Origin of the sequence: Bradyrhizobium sp. DOA9, assembly GCF_000617845.2 — a bacterium.
Classification (GTDB): Bacteria; Pseudomonadota; Alphaproteobacteria; order Rhizobiales; family Xanthobacteraceae; genus Bradyrhizobium.
On sequence record NZ_DF820425.1, the window covers coordinates 705,375 to 721,629 of the forward strand.

14 protein-coding genes are annotated in these 16,255 nt (G+C 64.8%); 8 read left to right on the plus strand and 6 right to left on the minus strand.

Features of this window, described 5'->3' with window-relative positions; all coding sequences use genetic code 11:
* Positions 1-23 precede the first annotated feature (23 nt).
* Both polA and BDOA9_RS03270 read left to right on the plus strand, forming a co-directional pair.
* Positions 24-3,116: a DNA polymerase I gene (gene polA / locus BDOA9_RS03265; RefSeq protein ID WP_025032521.1), complete on the plus strand. Its 3,093-nt coding sequence runs from the start codon at positions 24-26 to the stop codon at positions 3,114-3,116.
* Between the two features lie 149 nt (positions 3,117-3,265).
* Positions 3,266-3,901 (plus strand): LysE family translocator, encoded by a 636-nt coding sequence (locus tag BDOA9_RS03270; protein ID WP_025032522.1) that lies wholly within the window; start codon positions 3,266-3,268, stop codon positions 3,899-3,901.
* 73 nt (positions 3,902-3,974) lie between these two features.
* Here the strand turns inward: BDOA9_RS03270 and BDOA9_RS03275 are convergent, their stop codons facing one another.
* From BDOA9_RS03275 to BDOA9_RS03285, 3 genes are all read right to left on the minus strand, one after another.
* Positions 3,975-5,945, minus strand: coding sequence for a carbohydrate porin (locus tag BDOA9_RS03275; RefSeq protein ID WP_025032523.1), 1,971 nt, complete (start codon positions 5,943-5,945; stop codon positions 3,975-3,977).
* 404 nt (positions 5,946-6,349) lie between these two features.
* Entirely contained in the window at positions 6,350-6,613 is a 264-nt protein-coding gene (locus BDOA9_RS03280) for a hypothetical protein (RefSeq protein ID WP_025032524.1), read from the minus strand.
* A 139-nt stretch (positions 6,614-6,752) separates the two neighbouring features.
* Positions 6,753-7,559: a creatininase family protein gene (locus BDOA9_RS03285; RefSeq protein ID WP_025032525.1), complete on the minus strand. Its 807-nt coding sequence runs from the start codon at positions 7,557-7,559 to the stop codon at positions 6,753-6,755.
* A gap of 163 nt (positions 7,560-7,722) precedes the next feature.
* Between BDOA9_RS03285 and BDOA9_RS03290 the strand changes: the two genes are divergently transcribed.
* The 5 genes from BDOA9_RS03290 (at position 7,723) to BDOA9_RS03310 (ending at position 12,284) form a co-directional block, all read left to right on the plus strand.
* Positions 7,723-8,745, plus strand: a complete 1,023-nt coding sequence (locus BDOA9_RS03290; protein WP_025032526.1) for an ABC transporter substrate-binding protein — start codon at positions 7,723-7,725, stop codon at positions 8,743-8,745.
* A 212-nt stretch (positions 8,746-8,957) separates the two neighbouring features.
* A complete protein-coding gene (locus BDOA9_RS03295; RefSeq protein ID WP_025032527.1) occupies positions 8,958-9,788 on the plus strand; it encodes an ABC transporter ATP-binding protein in 831 nt (276 codons plus the stop codon).
* Positions 9,785-10,603 carry an ABC transporter permease gene (locus BDOA9_RS03300; protein WP_025032528.1) on the plus strand — a complete coding sequence of 273 codons (819 nt, stop codon included), beginning with the start codon at positions 9,785-9,787 and terminating at the stop codon, positions 10,601-10,603. The genes BDOA9_RS03295 and BDOA9_RS03300 overlap by 4 nt, the downstream gene beginning before the upstream one ends.
* Complete coding sequence (locus BDOA9_RS03305; protein WP_025032529.1) at positions 10,603-11,592, plus strand: 2-hydroxyacid dehydrogenase; 990 nt, start codon at positions 10,603-10,605, stop codon at positions 11,590-11,592. Before BDOA9_RS03300 ends, BDOA9_RS03305 begins: the two co-directional genes overlap by 1 nt.
* Positions 11,592-12,284 carry a protease inhibitor Inh/omp19 family protein gene (locus BDOA9_RS03310; RefSeq protein WP_025032530.1) on the plus strand — a complete coding sequence of 231 codons (693 nt, stop codon included), beginning with the start codon at positions 11,592-11,594 and terminating at the stop codon, positions 12,282-12,284. Before BDOA9_RS03305 ends, BDOA9_RS03310 begins: the two co-directional genes overlap by 1 nt.
* A gap of 160 nt (positions 12,285-12,444) precedes the next feature.
* Here BDOA9_RS03310 and BDOA9_RS03315 read toward each other — a convergent pair whose 3' ends face one another.
* Complete coding sequence (locus BDOA9_RS03315; protein WP_025032531.1) at positions 12,445-13,458, minus strand: IS5 family transposase; 1,014 nt, start codon at positions 13,456-13,458, stop codon at positions 12,445-12,447.
* Positions 13,459-13,710: 252 nt separating this feature from the next.
* Here BDOA9_RS03315 and BDOA9_RS03320 point away from each other — a divergent pair, with 252 nt between their 5' ends.
* Positions 13,711-14,529 carry a tetratricopeptide repeat protein gene (locus BDOA9_RS03320; RefSeq protein WP_152033104.1) on the plus strand — a complete coding sequence of 273 codons (819 nt, stop codon included), beginning with the start codon at positions 13,711-13,713 and terminating at the stop codon, positions 14,527-14,529.
* 6 nt (positions 14,530-14,535) lie between these two features.
* Here BDOA9_RS03320 and radC read toward each other — a convergent pair whose 3' ends face one another.
* Together radC and map are read right to left on the minus strand one after the other, a co-directional pair.
* Complete coding sequence (gene radC / locus BDOA9_RS03325; protein ID WP_025032533.1) at positions 14,536-15,249, minus strand: RadC family protein; 714 nt, start codon at positions 15,247-15,249, stop codon at positions 14,536-14,538.
* Between the two features lie 86 nt (positions 15,250-15,335).
* On the minus strand, positions 15,336-16,154 hold the full coding sequence (gene map, locus BDOA9_RS03330) for a type I methionyl aminopeptidase (RefSeq protein ID WP_025032534.1): 819 nt from the start codon (positions 16,152-16,154) through the stop codon (positions 15,336-15,338).
* Positions 16,155-16,255 lie beyond the last annotated feature (101 nt).

The window sequence follows — 16,255 nt, forward strand, 5'->3', positions numbered from 1 at the left end:
GCAAAAATTCATACATTGCGGCCATGCCCAAAACCTCATCGAAGACCACCGCCAAAGCTGACACCAAGGCCGCGCCGAAAGCCGCCGAGACCAAGCCCGCTGCTGCCAAGACGACACCCGCGACGGCTGCTGCCAAACCGGTCGCAGCGAAGGCGGCCGGCAAGGGCGACCATGTCTTCCTGGTCGACGGTTCCTCCTACATCTTCCGCGCCTATCACGCGCTGCCGCCGCTGAACCGCAAGTCCGACGGGCTCCAGGTCAACGCCGTGCTCGGCTTCTGCAACATGCTGTGGAAGCTGCTCCGCGAGATGCCCGAGGACAACAGGCCGACGCATCTGGCCATCATCTTCGACAAGTCGGAGATCACCTTCCGCAACAAGATCTATCCGGACTACAAGGCGCACCGGCCGCCCGCCCCCGACGATCTCATTCCGCAATTCGCGCTGATCCGCGAGGCCGTGCGCGCCTTCGACCTGCCCTGCCTGGAACAGGCCGGCTTCGAGGCCGACGATCTCATCGCGACCTATGTGCGACAGGCCTGCGAGCGCGGCGCCAGCGCCACCATCGTGTCCTCCGACAAGGACCTGATGCAGCTCGTCACCGACTGCGTCACCATGTACGACACCATGAAGGACCGCCGCATCGGCATAGCAGAGGTGATCGAGAAGTTCGGCGTGCCGCCGAACAAGGTGGTCGAGGTGCAGGCGCTCGCCGGCGATTCCACCGACAACGTGCCCGGCGTGCCCGGGATCGGCATCAAGACCGCGGCGCAGCTGATCAACGAATATGGCGATCTCGACCAATTATTGTTCCGCGCCGGCGAGATCAAGCAACCCAAGCGGCGCGAGGCGCTGCTCGAGAACGCCGAGAAGGCGCGGATCTCGCGGCAACTCGTGCTGCTCGACGACAAGGTCGAGTTGGAGGTGCCGCTGGACGACCTCGCCGTCCACGAGCCCGACGCGCGCAAGCTGGTCGCCTTCCTCAAGGCGATGGAGTTCACGACGCTGACGCGGCGCGTCGCCGAATACGCGCAGATCGACCCGGCCAATGTCGATGCCGATCCCGGCTATGCCAGCGGCGCCAGCGTGTTCACGACGCTGCCGCCCTCCGACGTCGTGCCCGCGCCAGGCGCGGGAACTCCGGCGCCAGCCCGGCCGAACCAGCCCAACAGATCGGCGGGCAAGGAGGACAAGGCTGCGAGCCCGAAAGGCGCGCCGATCTCGCTCGCCGCCGCACGCGAAGAGGCGCTGCGCAAGCTTGCCGTCGACCGCGGCAAATACCAGATTATCAAGACCCCTAGGGAGCTCGAGGCCTTCATCGCGCGAATCCATGATGCCGGCCATGTCGCGATCGAGACGCGAGCGAACTCGATCGACCCGATGCAGGCCGATTTCTGCGGCATCGCGCTGGCGCTGGCGCCCAATGATGCCTGCTATGTGCCGCTGGCTCACAAGCAATCCGGCGGCGGCGCCGGCCTGTTCGATGCGGGCCTCGCGCCCGATCAGGTCAAGCACACCGATGCGATCGAAGCGCTGCGGCCGGTGCTGGAATCGGCAGGCATTCTCAAGATCGGCTTCGACGTCAAGTTCACTTCCGTGATGCTGGCGCAGCATGGCATCACTCTTCGCAACATCGACGATGCGCTGCTGATCTCCTACGTGCTCGACGCCGGCCGCGGCTCGCATGCGCTGGAATCACTGTCGGAGCGCTGGTTCGGCCATGCCATGCTGAAGGAAAGCGAGCTGCTCGGCAGCGGCAAGGGCAGGATCACCTTCGACCAGGTGCCGATCGACAAGGCCGCAGCGCTATCGGCCGAAGGCGTCGACATCGCCTTGCGGGTCTGGCGCGTGCTGAAGCCGCGCCTCGTTTCCGAGCACATGAGCGCGGTCTACGAGACGCTGGAGCGGCCGCTGGTCTCCGTGCTCGCGCGCATGGAGCGGCGCGGCATCTCGATCGACCGCCAGGTGCTGTCGCGTCTGTCCGGCGACTTCGCCCAGACCGCGGCGCGCGTCGAGGCCGAGATCCAGGAGATCGCGGGCGAGCCGGTCAATGTCGGCAGCCCCAAGCAGATCGGCGACATCCTGTTCGGCAAGATGGGATTATCAGGCGGCACCAAGACCAAGACCGGCGCGTGGTCGACCACGGCGCAAGTGCTGGACGATCTCGCCGAGCAGGGCCACGACTTCCCGAAGAAGATTCTGGAGTGGCGCCAGGTCTCCAAGCTGAAATCGACCTACACCGACGCGCTGCCGACCTACGTCAATCCGCAGACCCATCGCGTCCACACCACCTACGCGCTGGCTGCGACCACGACGGGGCGCTTGTCGTCGAACGAGCCGAACCTGCAGAACATTCCGGTGCGCACCGAGGACGGCCGCAAGATCCGCCGCGCCTTCATCGCCACGCCCGGACACAAGCTGGTCTCGGCCGACTATTCGCAGATCGAGCTGCGGCTGCTCGCCGAGATCGCCGACATTCCCGTGCTGAAGCAAGCGTTCCGCGACGGGCTCGACATTCACGCCATGACGGCGTCGGAAATGTTCGGCGTTCCGATCAAGGGCATGCCGAGCGAGATCCGCCGCCGCGCCAAGGCGATCAATTTCGGCATCATCTACGGCATCTCCGCGTTCGGCCTCGCCAACCAGCTCGGCATCGCGCGGGAAGAGGCCTCCGCCTACATCAAGAAATATTTCGAGCGCTTCCCCGGCATCCGCGCCTACATGGACGAGACGCGCGACTTCTGCCGCAACCACGGCTACGTCACCACGCTGTTCGGCCGCAAATGCCATTACCCCGACATCAAGGCCTCGAACGCCTCGGTGCGCGCCTTCAACGAGCGCGCCGCGATCAACGCGCGGCTTCAGGGCACCGCCGCCGACATCATCCGCCGCGCCATGACGCGCGTGGAGGATGCGCTGGCCGAGAAGAAGCTCTCGGCGCAGATGCTGCTCCAGGTGCACGACGAGTTGATCTTCGAGGTGCCGGACGGCGAGGTCGAGGCAACGCTCCCCGTCGTGCAGAAGGTGATGCAGGACGCGCCCTTCCCGGCCGTGCTGCTCTCGGTGCCGCTGCATGTCGACGCGCGGGCGGCGAACAATTGGGACGAGGCGCATTGATGCTGCTTTCCCCGGACGCTGCGCAGCGCACCCCTTCACGCTGTGCCGCGTCCGGGACACGAGCGCTCAATTGTCCTCCGAGCAATTGCGCGATGGTCCCGCTGCCCATCGCATATTAGAACCGTTGCATCTTCCGCACCGGTTCGCCCATGCCTCACACCTCCGCCCTGCTCGGCTTCGCCCTCGTCAGCCTCGGCCTCGTGCTCACGCCGGGACCGAACATGATCTATCTGATCTCGCGCTCGATCACGCAAGGCGGCGCGGCCGGCATCGTCTCGCTCGGCGGCGTGGCGCTCGGCTTCGTGTTCTACATGCTGTGCGCGGCGTTCGGCATCACGGCGCTCTTGCTCGCCATTCCCTTCGCTTATGACGCGCTGCGCTTTGCCGGCGCCGCGTACTTGCTGTGGCTCGCCTGGCAGGCGGTGAAGCCGGGCGGACGTTCGCCGTTCGAGGTGAGGAAGCTCGCGATCGACAGCCCGCGCAAATTGTTCGCGATGGGCTTCGTCACCAACCTGCTCAACCCGAAGATCGCGATGCTGTATCTGGCGCTGCTGCCGCAGTTCATCGATCCCGCCGCCGGCAGCGTGCTAACGCAGTCGCTGCTGCTCGGCGCGATCCAGATCGCGATCAGCGTCAGCGTCAACGCGATGATCGCGCTCGCGGCCGGCTCGATCGCGCTGTTCCTGGCGAACCGGCCGAGCTGGATGCTGGTGCAGCGCTGGCTGATGGGCACCGTGCTGGCCGGGCTCGCAGTGCGGATTGCGGTGGAAGCGAAGAAGGTGTGAGGGCGCTTGCTTCACCTCTCCCCGCAGGTTCAGACCGGGGAGAGGTGAACGGCCGTCGCGCCTGAGCCGCAGCTCAGAACTCCCCGTGCAGCCGTCCTGAAAACACCGACACCGGTCCGCGGTCGGCGTTGTAGGCGGGGTTGACGATGAGCTGGTAGTCGGCGGTGAGGGTGAAGTTCTTGTTCACCGCATAGGCGTAATAGGTTTCGAGGATGCGCTCCTTGCGGTAGTTCAGCGCGCCATCACCGACGAGGACACCGAGGCCGCCGGCGGCGAGGAAGTCGCGATAATCCTGCGAAATCGCGTTGATCGCGCCGCCGACGCCGATCACGTCGTCCGGCCTTCCCCATCGCGCGCCCTTGATCGACAATCCCGCGGACAGGCTGCGGTGAATGTCGGTGAAGGCCAGCGTCTCGGTCTTGCCGTCGTTCCAGCTCCAGCGGCCGAACAGTCCGATATCGTCGGTGATCGCCTGCTCGAGGTTGAGCACATAGCCGTACTTCAGGCGGCCGCGCCGGGTCTGCGCGATGTCGAGATTGAGCGCGGGATTGTCCAGCGTCTCGCGGAAGCTGCCCATATTGGCGCTGTCGATCCAGCCGATGGTCCTGAGCTTGCCGGGCCGGCCGAGCAGCGAGAAGCGCGTCTCGAGCTCGAGCAGATATTGACCGCGCTCCCCGACCCTGGTGTCGAAGTGATTGGAGTTGGACTCCGAGACCATCAGGAAATAGCCGCCGCGCAGCGCCCATTGCTTCTGGTTGAGCTCGGCGGTGACGCCGTAGGTGAGGCCGACCTTGTCGGCGGAATAGTCGAAGGCGCCGGGCGCCCAGATCGACCAGTTCATGAAATCCCGGCGCGTGTCCTTGGCGTAGGCATTGCCGTCGAACACGTCGACCACCGGGAACTTGCCGGCTTGAATCGTGAGGCGCGACACGTCGACCTTCTGGCCAAGCTGCAATTGTCCGCTCGCCAGCTCTTCCTGCTCGCCGCCGAAGCCGAAGGTCTGGCGCACGAACAGGCGCGAGGTGTTGTAGTGCGGATAGGGGAAGTTCGATTTCTGCGCCTCGCCGTTCGGGAAGCCGGCCGCACCGACCGTGTCGTTCAGCCCAAATCCCTGCAGCAATTCGGGATTGTAATAGACCTCGCCGCCGTCCCACAGCCGCGCGTTCAGGAACAGGCTGTTGCTCCACGTCGCCTTGGCCTGCCGCGACGGCGACAGCGAATTCGGTCCGGTATAGAGCGCGGGGAACGATGGATAGCCTTGCGGCAGATAGGTGGTCTGGCCGTGGATCTCCCAGCGATCCGATTCCGTGTCGATCAGCGAGCTCTTCGGATCATAGCTCGGCGTGCCCGGCCAATCGACCTTGCGGTTGAGGCCGAGCCTGACCTGCTGGAAATCGAGCGACGAGGACGTGTATTGCGCGCCCGTGGAGAAGGCGACGTTGGCGCTATCGAAGCGGCTGTAGAGATATTCGAGCCGCGCGTTCCAATGCGGCGCGAAGCCGTATTCGACGCCGGCGCCTGCGACCCAGCCGGGCCGCGTGTTCAGGATCTTCGGGATTTCGGCGCCGGAGGCCGGCGCGTCGAAATAGCGCTCGCCCATCCAGGCAAAGCCGCCGGTGGCATAGACGAGCCACGGTCCGCTGGTGTAGCCGACGCGCCCACGCAGGCTCGCGGTGTAGTCCCATTGCTGGGTGACGGTGTTGGCGGGCGTTGCCAGGAACGAGACGATCGAGTTCGAGGTGATGTAGTTGGGAAACGTAAAATCGCCTTCGACACCGACCAGCCAGCCGGAGTTGAGGCGGTAATTGTAGCCGGCCTGCACGCCGCCGATCATGCCGCTGAAGACGCCGCTGTCGCCAAGCGCGGTGCCGTCGTTCAGCGCGAAATGCGACGAGCCGCGGCTGTAGCCGGCATGTGCGCCGATATAGAGCCCGGTCCAGTCATAGACCGCTCTCAGGACTGGGGCCTTCAGCGGCAGATCGGCCGCGCGGCCGGCGGCGGGAAAAGCCAGCACGCCCGTGGCAATCGCCGCGGCCGTTCGCAAGCACCTTTGATTGCGACCTCTCAAAGTCAAACGCACGCCCCCACAACGCAAATGTGTCCCACCCGCCGCGACCGGCATCCCTGCCGATTCGCAGCGAGCTTGTCATCAGGTCTTGGATTGCACCGGATCGCCGGGATGGTCCCGATCCGACGCGACTTCACCCCAAGTTCCTGCGAGCGCTGCAATTCTTATTGCTAATAATTCGCAATAGCAACTATCGAACTTGGCCGCTCCGCATGGTTCGCATCACTGTGTGACGGGACTGCAACAAACTTGCACGGTCCCTAAAACGGATGACCCCGCCCGGGGGGACAGCCGGGCGGGGTCGGGGGCACGACACGGGGTGGATGAGGCGCCCGTGTCGGACGCGGGATCCACGTGGAGATCGGCCTCAGGTAACTAAATCAGTAGCAGGTGCGAACGCGGCCGACGTACTGGCCGAAGGCGTTGTACTGGGCGACCCAGCCGCAGCGGTGATAGCCGTGGAAATAGGGATCGTTGCTGGCGGCGATCGCGGAACCGACGACGGCGGCGGTGGCGATGCCGGCACCGACGCCCCAGACCCAGCCGGGCTGCTTGGCTTCGGCCGCGGTGGTGGTGGACGCAATGCTGCCGGTTACGGCGAGAGCAGCGAGAGCTGCGGCGGCAATCTTGGTCTTGATCGACATGTGAAACTCCATCCGGGTTGAGGCGGTCCGTTGTGGCCCGCGTGCCCAGTTGGACGGAGCCTCCTCGCGTCCGGTTCGAAGACCGCAAATGCGCTCGCGGAGACTCGATCTTTCCTGAATGAATCCAGGAAGATGCGCCCTAGCCGAGGGGTCCCTTGGCGAGCCTGTTCACGTCGAAGTTATCGACCTCCCCCAGCAGCTCGCAGAACGCCGTCGCGCCCTGATCGAGCAGTTGCTTGCCCTTCGCTGGGTCAGCCAGCATCGCGTTGCCGACGGCGCCGCTGGCGTTGAGATCCTGCGCCTGCCAGGCGAACGGCGCCGGCCGCTGCGTCGACAGCCAGCGATATTGCTGCTCCAGCGCGATGCTGCTCGCAGGAAAATCAGTGATCGCATCCTTGCGCACCTGATCGGGATAGCGCGCCAGCATGATCGAGGTCTCGACCGCGCCGGCGTGAATGCCGTGTCGCACTTCATCGGCCGGGAACAATTTGTCTGCGCCCGAGAGCCGCGACCACGACGTCGTCACCACGAACAGCTTGTGATGCGCACGAAGGTCCTGCGCGACCAGCATCATGGCCGCGCTGTTGCCGCCATGGCTGGTGACGATGACGAGCTTCCTCACGCCGCGCCGTGCAACCTCCTCGCCGATTCCGGTCCATTTCCTCAGCGCAATTTCGGTTGGCAGCGTCTGCGTGCCCGGATAGTCGATATGTTCGGTGGAAATGCCGACCCGCTCGACCGGGAGGAAGCTCGCCGGAATGCTGGCGGGCAACAGCTCGCGCACACGTGCGAGGTAGGCGTCCGCGATCAGCACGTCCGTCGTCAGCGGCAGATGCGGGCCGTGCTGCTCGGTTGCCGCCAGCGGCAGCACCGCGATCCAGCGCGACATCTCGTCCGGGCTCGCATCAGCCCAGTCGATGTCGATCCAGTCGCGGGAGGGCGTCATCGAGGTTTCCTTGCCCGAATTTGTCACGTAATTTGCGGTAAGAGGGGATGCGGGCCCGGCCGGCTCGCATCCCCTGATGTCATGCGGTGTCATGCGGTTCTATCGCGTTGCCTCCACCCGGACCAGTCGCGATTGGGCCAGCCACGATCGACGGAGTGCCATTATGCCCCCCTTTCATCTGCGGCGAACGTTAATTGCGGGCTTGTTGGCCGCTCTCGCCTCCTTTGCGCCGGCGCGCGCCCAAACGCTCGACAAGGTCACCTTCGGCACCAACTGGGTCGCCGAGGCCGAGCATGGCGGCTTCTTCCAGGCGGTCGCCGACGGCACCTACAAGAAATACGGCCTCGACGTCACCATCGTCCCGGGCGGCCCGAACGAGAACAACCGGATGCTGCTGATCGCCGGCAAGATCGATTTCTTCATGGCCGCGAACACGCTGATGTCGTTCGACGCGGTCGCCAACAACGTTCCCGTCATCAGCATCGCCGCGGTGTTCCAGAAGGATCCGCAGGTGATGCTGACGCAGCCTGACGCCAAGGTCGCCAAGCTCGAGGACCTCAAGCCGCTGACGCTGTTCGTCTCCAAGGAAGGCATGACCAGCTATTTCCAGTGGCTGAAGTCCGAATACGGCTTCAGCGAGAAGAACGTCCGCCCCTACAATTTCAATCCGCAGCCCTTCATCGCCAATCCCAAGAGCGCCATGCAGGGTTACGTCACCTCCGAGCCCTTCGCGGTCGAGAAGGCCGCCGGCTTCAAGCCCAACGTGCTGCTGCTCGCCGATTACGGCTTCAACACCTATTCGACGCTGATCGAAACCCGCCGCGAGATCGTCGAGAAGAAGCCTGACCTGGTGCAGCGCTTCGTCGATGCCTCCATGATCGGCTGGTACAATTACCTCTACCGCGACAATTCCGCCGGCAATGCCCTGATCAAGCAGCTCAACCCGGAGATGACCGACGATCTCCTGGCCTATTCCGTCGCCAAGATGAAGGAGCACGGCATCGTCGATTCCGGCGACAGCTTGAAGAACGGCATCGGCGCGATGAGCGACGAGCGCTACGCCTCCTTCTTCAACAAGATGGTCAAGGCCGGCGTCGTGAAGGCGGATCTCGACTTCCGCAAATCCTACACGCTGCGCTTCGTCAACAAGGGCGTCGGCGTCGAGCTGCGCCCGAACAAGCCGTAACGGATGCTGAGATTATTCGGCGCGCCTGCGCGGCTGGGACCCACCTCTCCCGAAGGGAGAGGTCGCATCGCATCAATAGATGCGATGCGGGTGAGGGGTTACGCTCTCTCGTGGGACCTGCTCCCCCTCACCCGGCGCTGCGCGCCGACCTCTCCCCGTTGGGGAGAGGTGAGGGACGCGGCCCGACCGAACCCCACGACAGCCCGCGATCAATGGTAGAGCGCAGAACGTCATCCACCGTCGAGGCCAGCCTCACGGGTCTCGCCGTCAGCCTGCGCGGCGTGACGAAAACTTACGACAACGGCGTGATGGCGCTCGGCCCGTTCGACCTTGCCGTCCGCAAGGGCGAGTTCATCTCGCTGCTGGGCCCCTCCGGCTGCGGCAAGTCGACGGTGTTGCGGCTGATCGCCGAGCTCAGCGCGCCGTCATCAGGCACCGTGCGGGTGGCACGGCACGAGGGCGTGCCGCAGCCGGGCCAAGTTCTGCCAGGTCACGGCATCGGCTTCGTGTTCCAGGAGCCCACCCTGATGCCCTGGGCCAGCGTCCGCGAGAACGTGCGGCTGCCCTTGAGGCTCGGCGGCGTGCCGAAGGCGGAGGGGCGCGCGCGGGCCGACGCGGCGCTGGCGAGTGTCGGCCTTGCCGATTTTGCCGATGCCTTTCCGCGCGAGCTCTCCGGCGGCATGAAGATGCGGGTGTCGCTGGCGCGCGCGCTCGTCACCAATCCGGATATCCTTCTCATGGACGAGCCGTTCGCCGCGCTCGACGAGATTACGCGCTTCCGCCTCAACAACGATCTGCTGGCGCTGTGGCGACGCTTACGCAAGACCGTCATCTTCGTCACCCATTCGGTGTTCGAATCCGTCTATCTGTCGCAGCGCGTCGTGGTCATGACGGCACGGCCCGGCCGCATCGAGGCAGACATCCGCATCGAGACGGTCGAGCCGCGCGGCGAGGAGTTTCGCACCTCGGCGGCCTATTCCGACTATTGCCGGCGCGTGTCGGCCGCGCTGGCGCCGTCCTATTCGGAGCAGTCGACGCTATGAGCGCGCAAGCTCCCGTGCCGGCAAGATCGTCCCATGCGCAACGCGCGATGCGCTTCGTCCTGCCCGTCATCGTCTTCGCAACCGGCCTCCTTGCCTGGGAACTCGTGGTCCGCGTCAGGGAGATCCCGCCCTACGTGCTGCCGGCGCCCTCCGTCATCGTGCTGACGCTGATCAAGGACTGGACGGTGCTGTCGCAATCGCTGGCGACCACGCTGGCAACCACGCTTGAAGGCTTTGTCGCGGCCAGCATCGGCGGCATCGCGCTGGCGCTGCTGTTCAACCAGTCGAAATGGGTGGAATATTCGTTGTTCCCCTATGCCATCGTGCTCCAGGTGACGCCTGTCATCGCGATCGCGCCGCTGTTGCTGATCTATCTGGAGCAGCAGACCGCGGTGGTCGTCTGCGCCTTCATCGTCGCCTTCTTCCCGGTGCTGTCGAACACCACGCTCGGGCTGAACTCGGTGGACCGCAATCTCGCCGGCCTGTTCCAGCTCTACGGCGCATCGAAGCCGCAAACCCTGCGCTTCCTGAAGCTGCCGGCGGCGCTGCCCTATATCCTCGGCGGCCTGCGCATCGCGGGCGGCCTGTCGCTGATCGGCGCGGTCGTGGCCGAGATCGCGGCCGGAACGGCCGGTGCCGGCTCCGGGCTCGCCTACAGGATCGCCGAGTCAGGCTATCGCTTGAACATACCCCGCATGTTCGCGGCGCTGCTGCTGTTGTCGCTGGCCGGGATTGTCATCTATGGGGTGCTGGCGCTAGTTTCCCACCTCGTTTTACGGCGCTGGCATGAGAGCGCGCTTGGAAAGGAAAACTGATGGCTGCCGGTTCGATTTCGTCCGAAAAGATCGACCTTCTGATCTATGGGCCGGTGCGGCCGATCCTCGAGAACGGCTTTTCCGATCATTTCGTCGTGCACAAGGCCGAGACGCGCGGCGATCTCGAGCGCTTGACGCCGGCGGTCCGTGACAGGATCCGCGGCGTCGCGGTGACCTACCACACCGTGCGCGCGGACAAGGATTCGCTGTCGCAGCTGCCGAAGCTGGAGATGGTGGCGAGCTTCGGCGTCGGCTACGACCACATCGACGCCAAATATGCCGCCGAGCACGACATTGTCGTCACCAACACGCCCGACGTCCTGACCGAGGAGGTCGCCGACGTCGCGATGGGCCTTCTGATCTCGACCTTGCGCGAGTTCATCAAGGCCGACCGCTATGTCCGCTCCGGGCTCTGGCAGACCCAGAACTATCCGCTCAGCGTCGGCTCGCTGCGCGACCGCAAGGTCGGCATCGTCGGCATGGGCCGGATCGGCCAGGCCATCGCGCGCCGGCTCGAGGCCTCGCTTGTGCCGGTGGTCTACCACTCGCGCAACCCCTCCAAGGACGTCTCCTACAAGCACTATCCTGATCTGATCGAGATGGCGAAGGCGGTCGACACGCTTGTTGTGATCGTGCCCGGCGGTGCCTCGACCAACAAGATGATCAATGCCGAGGTGCTCAAGGCGCTCGGCCCGCGCGGCGTGCTGGTCAACGTCGCCCGCGGCTCGGTGGTCGACGAGCCCGCGCTGATCCAGGCGCTGAAGTCGGGCACCATTCTCGCCGCCGGCCTCGACGTGTTCGCCGCCGAGCCGACCGTGCCGGACGAGCTCAAGTCCATGCAGAACGTCGTGCTGCTGCCGCATATCGGCTCGGCCTCGGTGGTGACGCGTAACGCCATGGACCAGCTCGTGGTCGACAATCTCAAGTCCTGGTTCTCAGGCAAGGCGCCGCTGACGCCGGTTGCGGAAACGCCGGTCAAGGGGCGCTGATGGTCGCTCGTCGCCTTCTCGCATTCGCCGTCGCGGCCTTGCTGGCCGCGGTCGGCATCGCACATGCGCAGGATGCGACGAGCCTGAAGAAGCAGATGCCCGGACAGTGGGAGCTTTCGACCACCGAGCGCAGCAAGACCTGCGTCGTCACGCTCAAGACTGACGCCGCAGGCCAGGGCTTCAAGCTGGAGCTGGAGCCGGCCTGCAAGACCGCGCTGCCCTTCACCAAGGACATCGTCGCCTGGAGCGTGAAGGGCCTCGACATCGTGCGCCTGCAGGATGCGACCGGCGAAGCCGTGATCGACTTCACCGAGGTCGAGGCCGGCATCTTCGAGGGCCTGCGCCAGGGCGAGGGCGTCTACATCCTGCAGGACCTCGCCGCCGCGCGATCGATGGCCAAGTCGATGGACCAGATGATCGGCGACTGGTCGATGGTGCGCGGCAAGGGCCAGCCGATCTGCGGGCTGACGCTGACCAACACCGAAGCGGGCCCGGACAATTTCCAGGTCTTCCTCAAGCCGCGATGCGAGGCCGCGATCGCGCAGTTCAACCCGACGCAATGGCGCCTCGAGCGCGGCCAGATCATCCTGATGTCGAAATCAGGCGAAGCCTGGCAGTTCGAGGCCGACGACCACGCCCAGTGGCGCCGTGTCCCCGATACCGCCGATCCCCTGATCATGCTGCGCCAGTAGGTAGCTGCGAACTCGGTCACCTCTCCCGCTTGCGAGAGCTTTGCGTAATGAGTTGTGCTGGAGTGAAGTTCGATATGGGTCTTTTTTTGAACGGCCTCGCGTAGCCCCAGAGGGGTGGGGCGTCTGTTTTTCGTGGCCGCGGGGTAGCGGCGGGTGGTGGTCACGCTGCGGCTCCTATCGGGCACAGCACCGCCCATCGTTTGAGGTTCATGGCGAGGCAGATCAGGCGCAGATGCGTCTGATTGCGCGCCAAACCCAGATAGCGAGCGCGCGCCCAGCGGTAGCTGCCCTTGAGGCGCGCGAAGACCTGCTCGACCGGTGCGCGGCGCTTTCCCACGGCATTGTTGAAGCGCTTCTGCCGCTCGGTGAGCGGATGATGCTTATTCGGCCGGAACATCAGCCTCGGCTTGATTCCTCGCGCGGCGAGCCCGCTGCGGCGCTTGTGCTTGTCATAGGCTTGGTCGGCATAGACTGCCTTCTCATCACCACAGACCAACTCGTCGGCGGGCACCGTGTCGTTGACCGCAGCGTCGGTCAGCTTGCTGCGGCGGACGATGGCCGAACTCTGATCCATGCCGATATGGGCTTTGTAGCCGAAGTACCGCTTGCCGCCCTTCTTGGTCCAGCGTGCATCTGGATCGCGCTTGCTGTTGACCAGCTTGCTCGGTTCACGGCCGTCCGGGCCGGGCGGCTGCGGGTCCTCTGGCGGCTTCGGCGGCTTTACTGCTGCCGAGATCAGGCTCGCATCGATCAATGTGCCCCGGCGCAGCACCAGCCCGCGTGCGTCGATCTGATGCAGGATCTCGGCGAACAGCTTCTCGTCCAGACCGGCTCGCTGCAAAGCCTCGCGGAATCGCCAGATCGTCGTGTGATCAGGCGTCTCGTCGCTCAGCACAAAGCCGCAGAAGGCGCGGAACGAGGCCCGGTCGTCGAGCGCTTCCTCCAGCGCCGGATCGGAAAGCCCATACCATTGCTGCAGCAGCAGCGCCTTGAACAGCACCAGTCGCGGATAGGGCGGAGGGCCGCGCTCCGGCTCCGGAAGACCATTCAGCACTCTCTCCACTGCCGCCCAGTCGACCAGTTCGCCAATCCGCTTCAGCACCGGGCTACCCTTCCCCCGCCGCGATACCAGCGCATCCGCGAAGCTCAGTTGCCCAACCTCTCGATATGCCATCCGAATCCGCCTCCACCACAGGCCCTAGAGAATCGCAAATCCTCCTCTTGTGCAAAGCTCTCGCTTGCGGGAGAGGTCGCGCCGAAGGCGCGGGTGAGGGCTTTCTCCTCTTGGGGGTTCTCGATTGTGGAGACAGCCTCTCCCCAGCCCTCCCCCGCAAGCGGGGGAGGGAGCGCACCTGCTCCCGGAGAACCATCCCGAGCCCGATCTCCTGCTTCCTTAAATCGTCACCTTCGGCCGCAGCGCGGTGCCTTGCGCCCGTTCGCACAGGCCAAAATCGCTGATTCGGAACTTGTCAGATTTCGAACTTTTCGTCCGTCTGGAGAGACCAAGACAGGAATCGTTCAAACTCGATCGGGCTTTGCCATGAAACTGTTTGCCCTGGCCATCTCGTGTCTTCTGCTGTTCGCGATGCCCGCCAGCGCGAATGACACCCGCACCTTCAATGCGATGGTCGCATTGGCCCATCGCGGCGATGCGGAGGCGCAATACCATGTCGGCATGATGCACAACAACGGCATCGGCACACAGCAGGATCGCAGCCAGGCATTCGCGTGGTTTCAGAAATCGGCCGCGGCCAACGATCCGCTCGGAGCCTACAAGCTCGGCTGCTATTATGACGGGCAAGGCGCCGGCGTCGTCGCAACGGATCCGGATCAGGCATTGAAATACAAGCTCGTTGCCGCCAGGGCCGGTTACGCGCGGGCCCAGCACGATGTCGCGCTCATGTACGACCGGCAAGGCAATTCGGAAGAAGCGCTGAAATGGTGGAAACTGGCGGGCGATCAGGGGCTGCCCGAGGCCCTGTTCGGCCTGTCCCGCGCCTATTCGGCGGGAAAGGGAACGCCGAGAGATTTGTCCCTGTCGTATGCCTATTTCAAGCTCTCGAAGGTGGCGCCGGCCAAGAACGTGAGCGAAATGGCTTCCATGTTGTCCAAGCCTGAGCTCCAGAAGGCCGAGAAGCTCGTTGCTGCATGGAAGCCGCAACCGACCGCCCTGACGCTCAAGGCATTCGCCGGCATCACAGCCGCGGAAGACCATCTGAAGGCCGCCAAGAACCTGGCATTCTGATCTGGTCTAGATCAATCGCATCCCGCGCAAGCTCGCATGCCCGTTCTTGCCGACGATGATGTGGTCGTGCACGGCAATCCCCAGCGGTCTTGCGATGTCGATGATCGCCTTCGTCATCTGGATGTCGGCCTGCGAGGGCGATGGATCGCCGGAGGGGTGGTTGTGCACCAGGATCAGCGCGGTCGCCGATAATTCCAGCGCGCGCTTGATCACCTCGCGCGGATAGACCGGGGTGTGGTCGACCGTGCCGGTCTGCTGCACCTCGTCGGCGATCAGCTGGTTGCGCTTGTCGAGGAACAGCAGGCGGAATTGTTCCTTGTCGGAAAAGGCCATGCTGGTGCGGCAATAGGCGATCACCTCGTTCCAGGACGACAGCGCGTTGCGGCTATTGACCTCGCCCTTGGCGACGCGATGCGCCGCCGCGGCGATCAGCTTGAGCTGGTTGACTGCGGATTCGCCGATCCCCTCGACCTCGCGCAGGCGCGCCACCGGCGCATGCACGACCTCGGCGAACGAGCCGAAGGTCCTGATCAGCGTCTTCGCCAGCGGCTTGGTGTCCCGCCGCGGCAGCGCCGGAAACAGCGCCATCTCGAGTAGCTCGTAATCGCTGAGCGCATCCGCGCCCGCACTGTAGAAGCGCTCGCGCAGCCGCTCGCGATGGCCGAGATAGTGCGGCGCGTCATCTAGCTTGCTCTTGTCGTGGTCTGGCTTGGCGGGCATCGGCCGCCAGCATTGCCGGGGACCGGCGTTTTTGCAACCGTCAATTGCGGCAGCACTCGGGCGTCAGACGATGACGGCGCCCCAGCTCACCCGATCTGCTTCTCGCCGTGCCGCTCCGACAGCGTGAAGATCTCGACCCCCGTCGCGGTGACGCCGACGGAGTGCTCGAACTGCGCCGACAGCGAGCGGTCGCGGGTGACGGCGGTCCAGCCGTCGGAGAGGATCTTCACATGCGGCTTGCCGAGATTGATCATCGGCTCGATGGTGAAGAACATGCCGGGCTTGAGCTGCACGCCCTCGCCGGGCCGGCCGATATGGATGATGTTCGGCTCGTCGTGGAACATTCGGCCCAGGCCATGGCCGCAGAAATCCCGCACCACGCTCATGCCCTGCGGCTCGACGAAGCTCTGGATGGCGTGGCCGATGTCGCCGGTGGTGGCGCCGGGCTTCACCGCGGCGATGCCGCGCATCATCGCTTCATAGGTCACCTCGATCAGCCGCTCCGCCTTGCGCGCGATCGGGCCGATCGCGTACATCCGGCTGGAATCGCCATACCAGCCGTCGACGATGAAGGTGACGTCGATGTTGACGATGTCGCCCTCCTTCAGCGGGCGGTCGCCGGGCATGCCGTGGCAGACCACGTGGTTGAGCGAGGTGCAGGTCGAGTAGCGGTAGCCGCGATACATCAGCGTCGCCGGATAGGCACCATGGCTGAAGGCGAAGTCGCGGACGAATTCGTCGATTCTCGAGGTCGGCACGCCGGGTCCGACGATATCGGTGAGCTCGTCCAGGCACCTGGCCACCAGCGCGCCCGCCTTGCGCATGCCGGCAAAGGCGGCCGGCCCGTGCAGCTTGATCTGTCCGGTCTTGCGCAGGGAGGTCTCGGTGGCGTCGACGTAGCTCATGCTGGTGCGGTCTTCCGGGCTGATCTCGATGTCGGAGGAAGGGCTTGATTTCAGGTCCCAATTTAATGATTGGCAGCCTTCATGCAAGCCGAGCGTGCCTT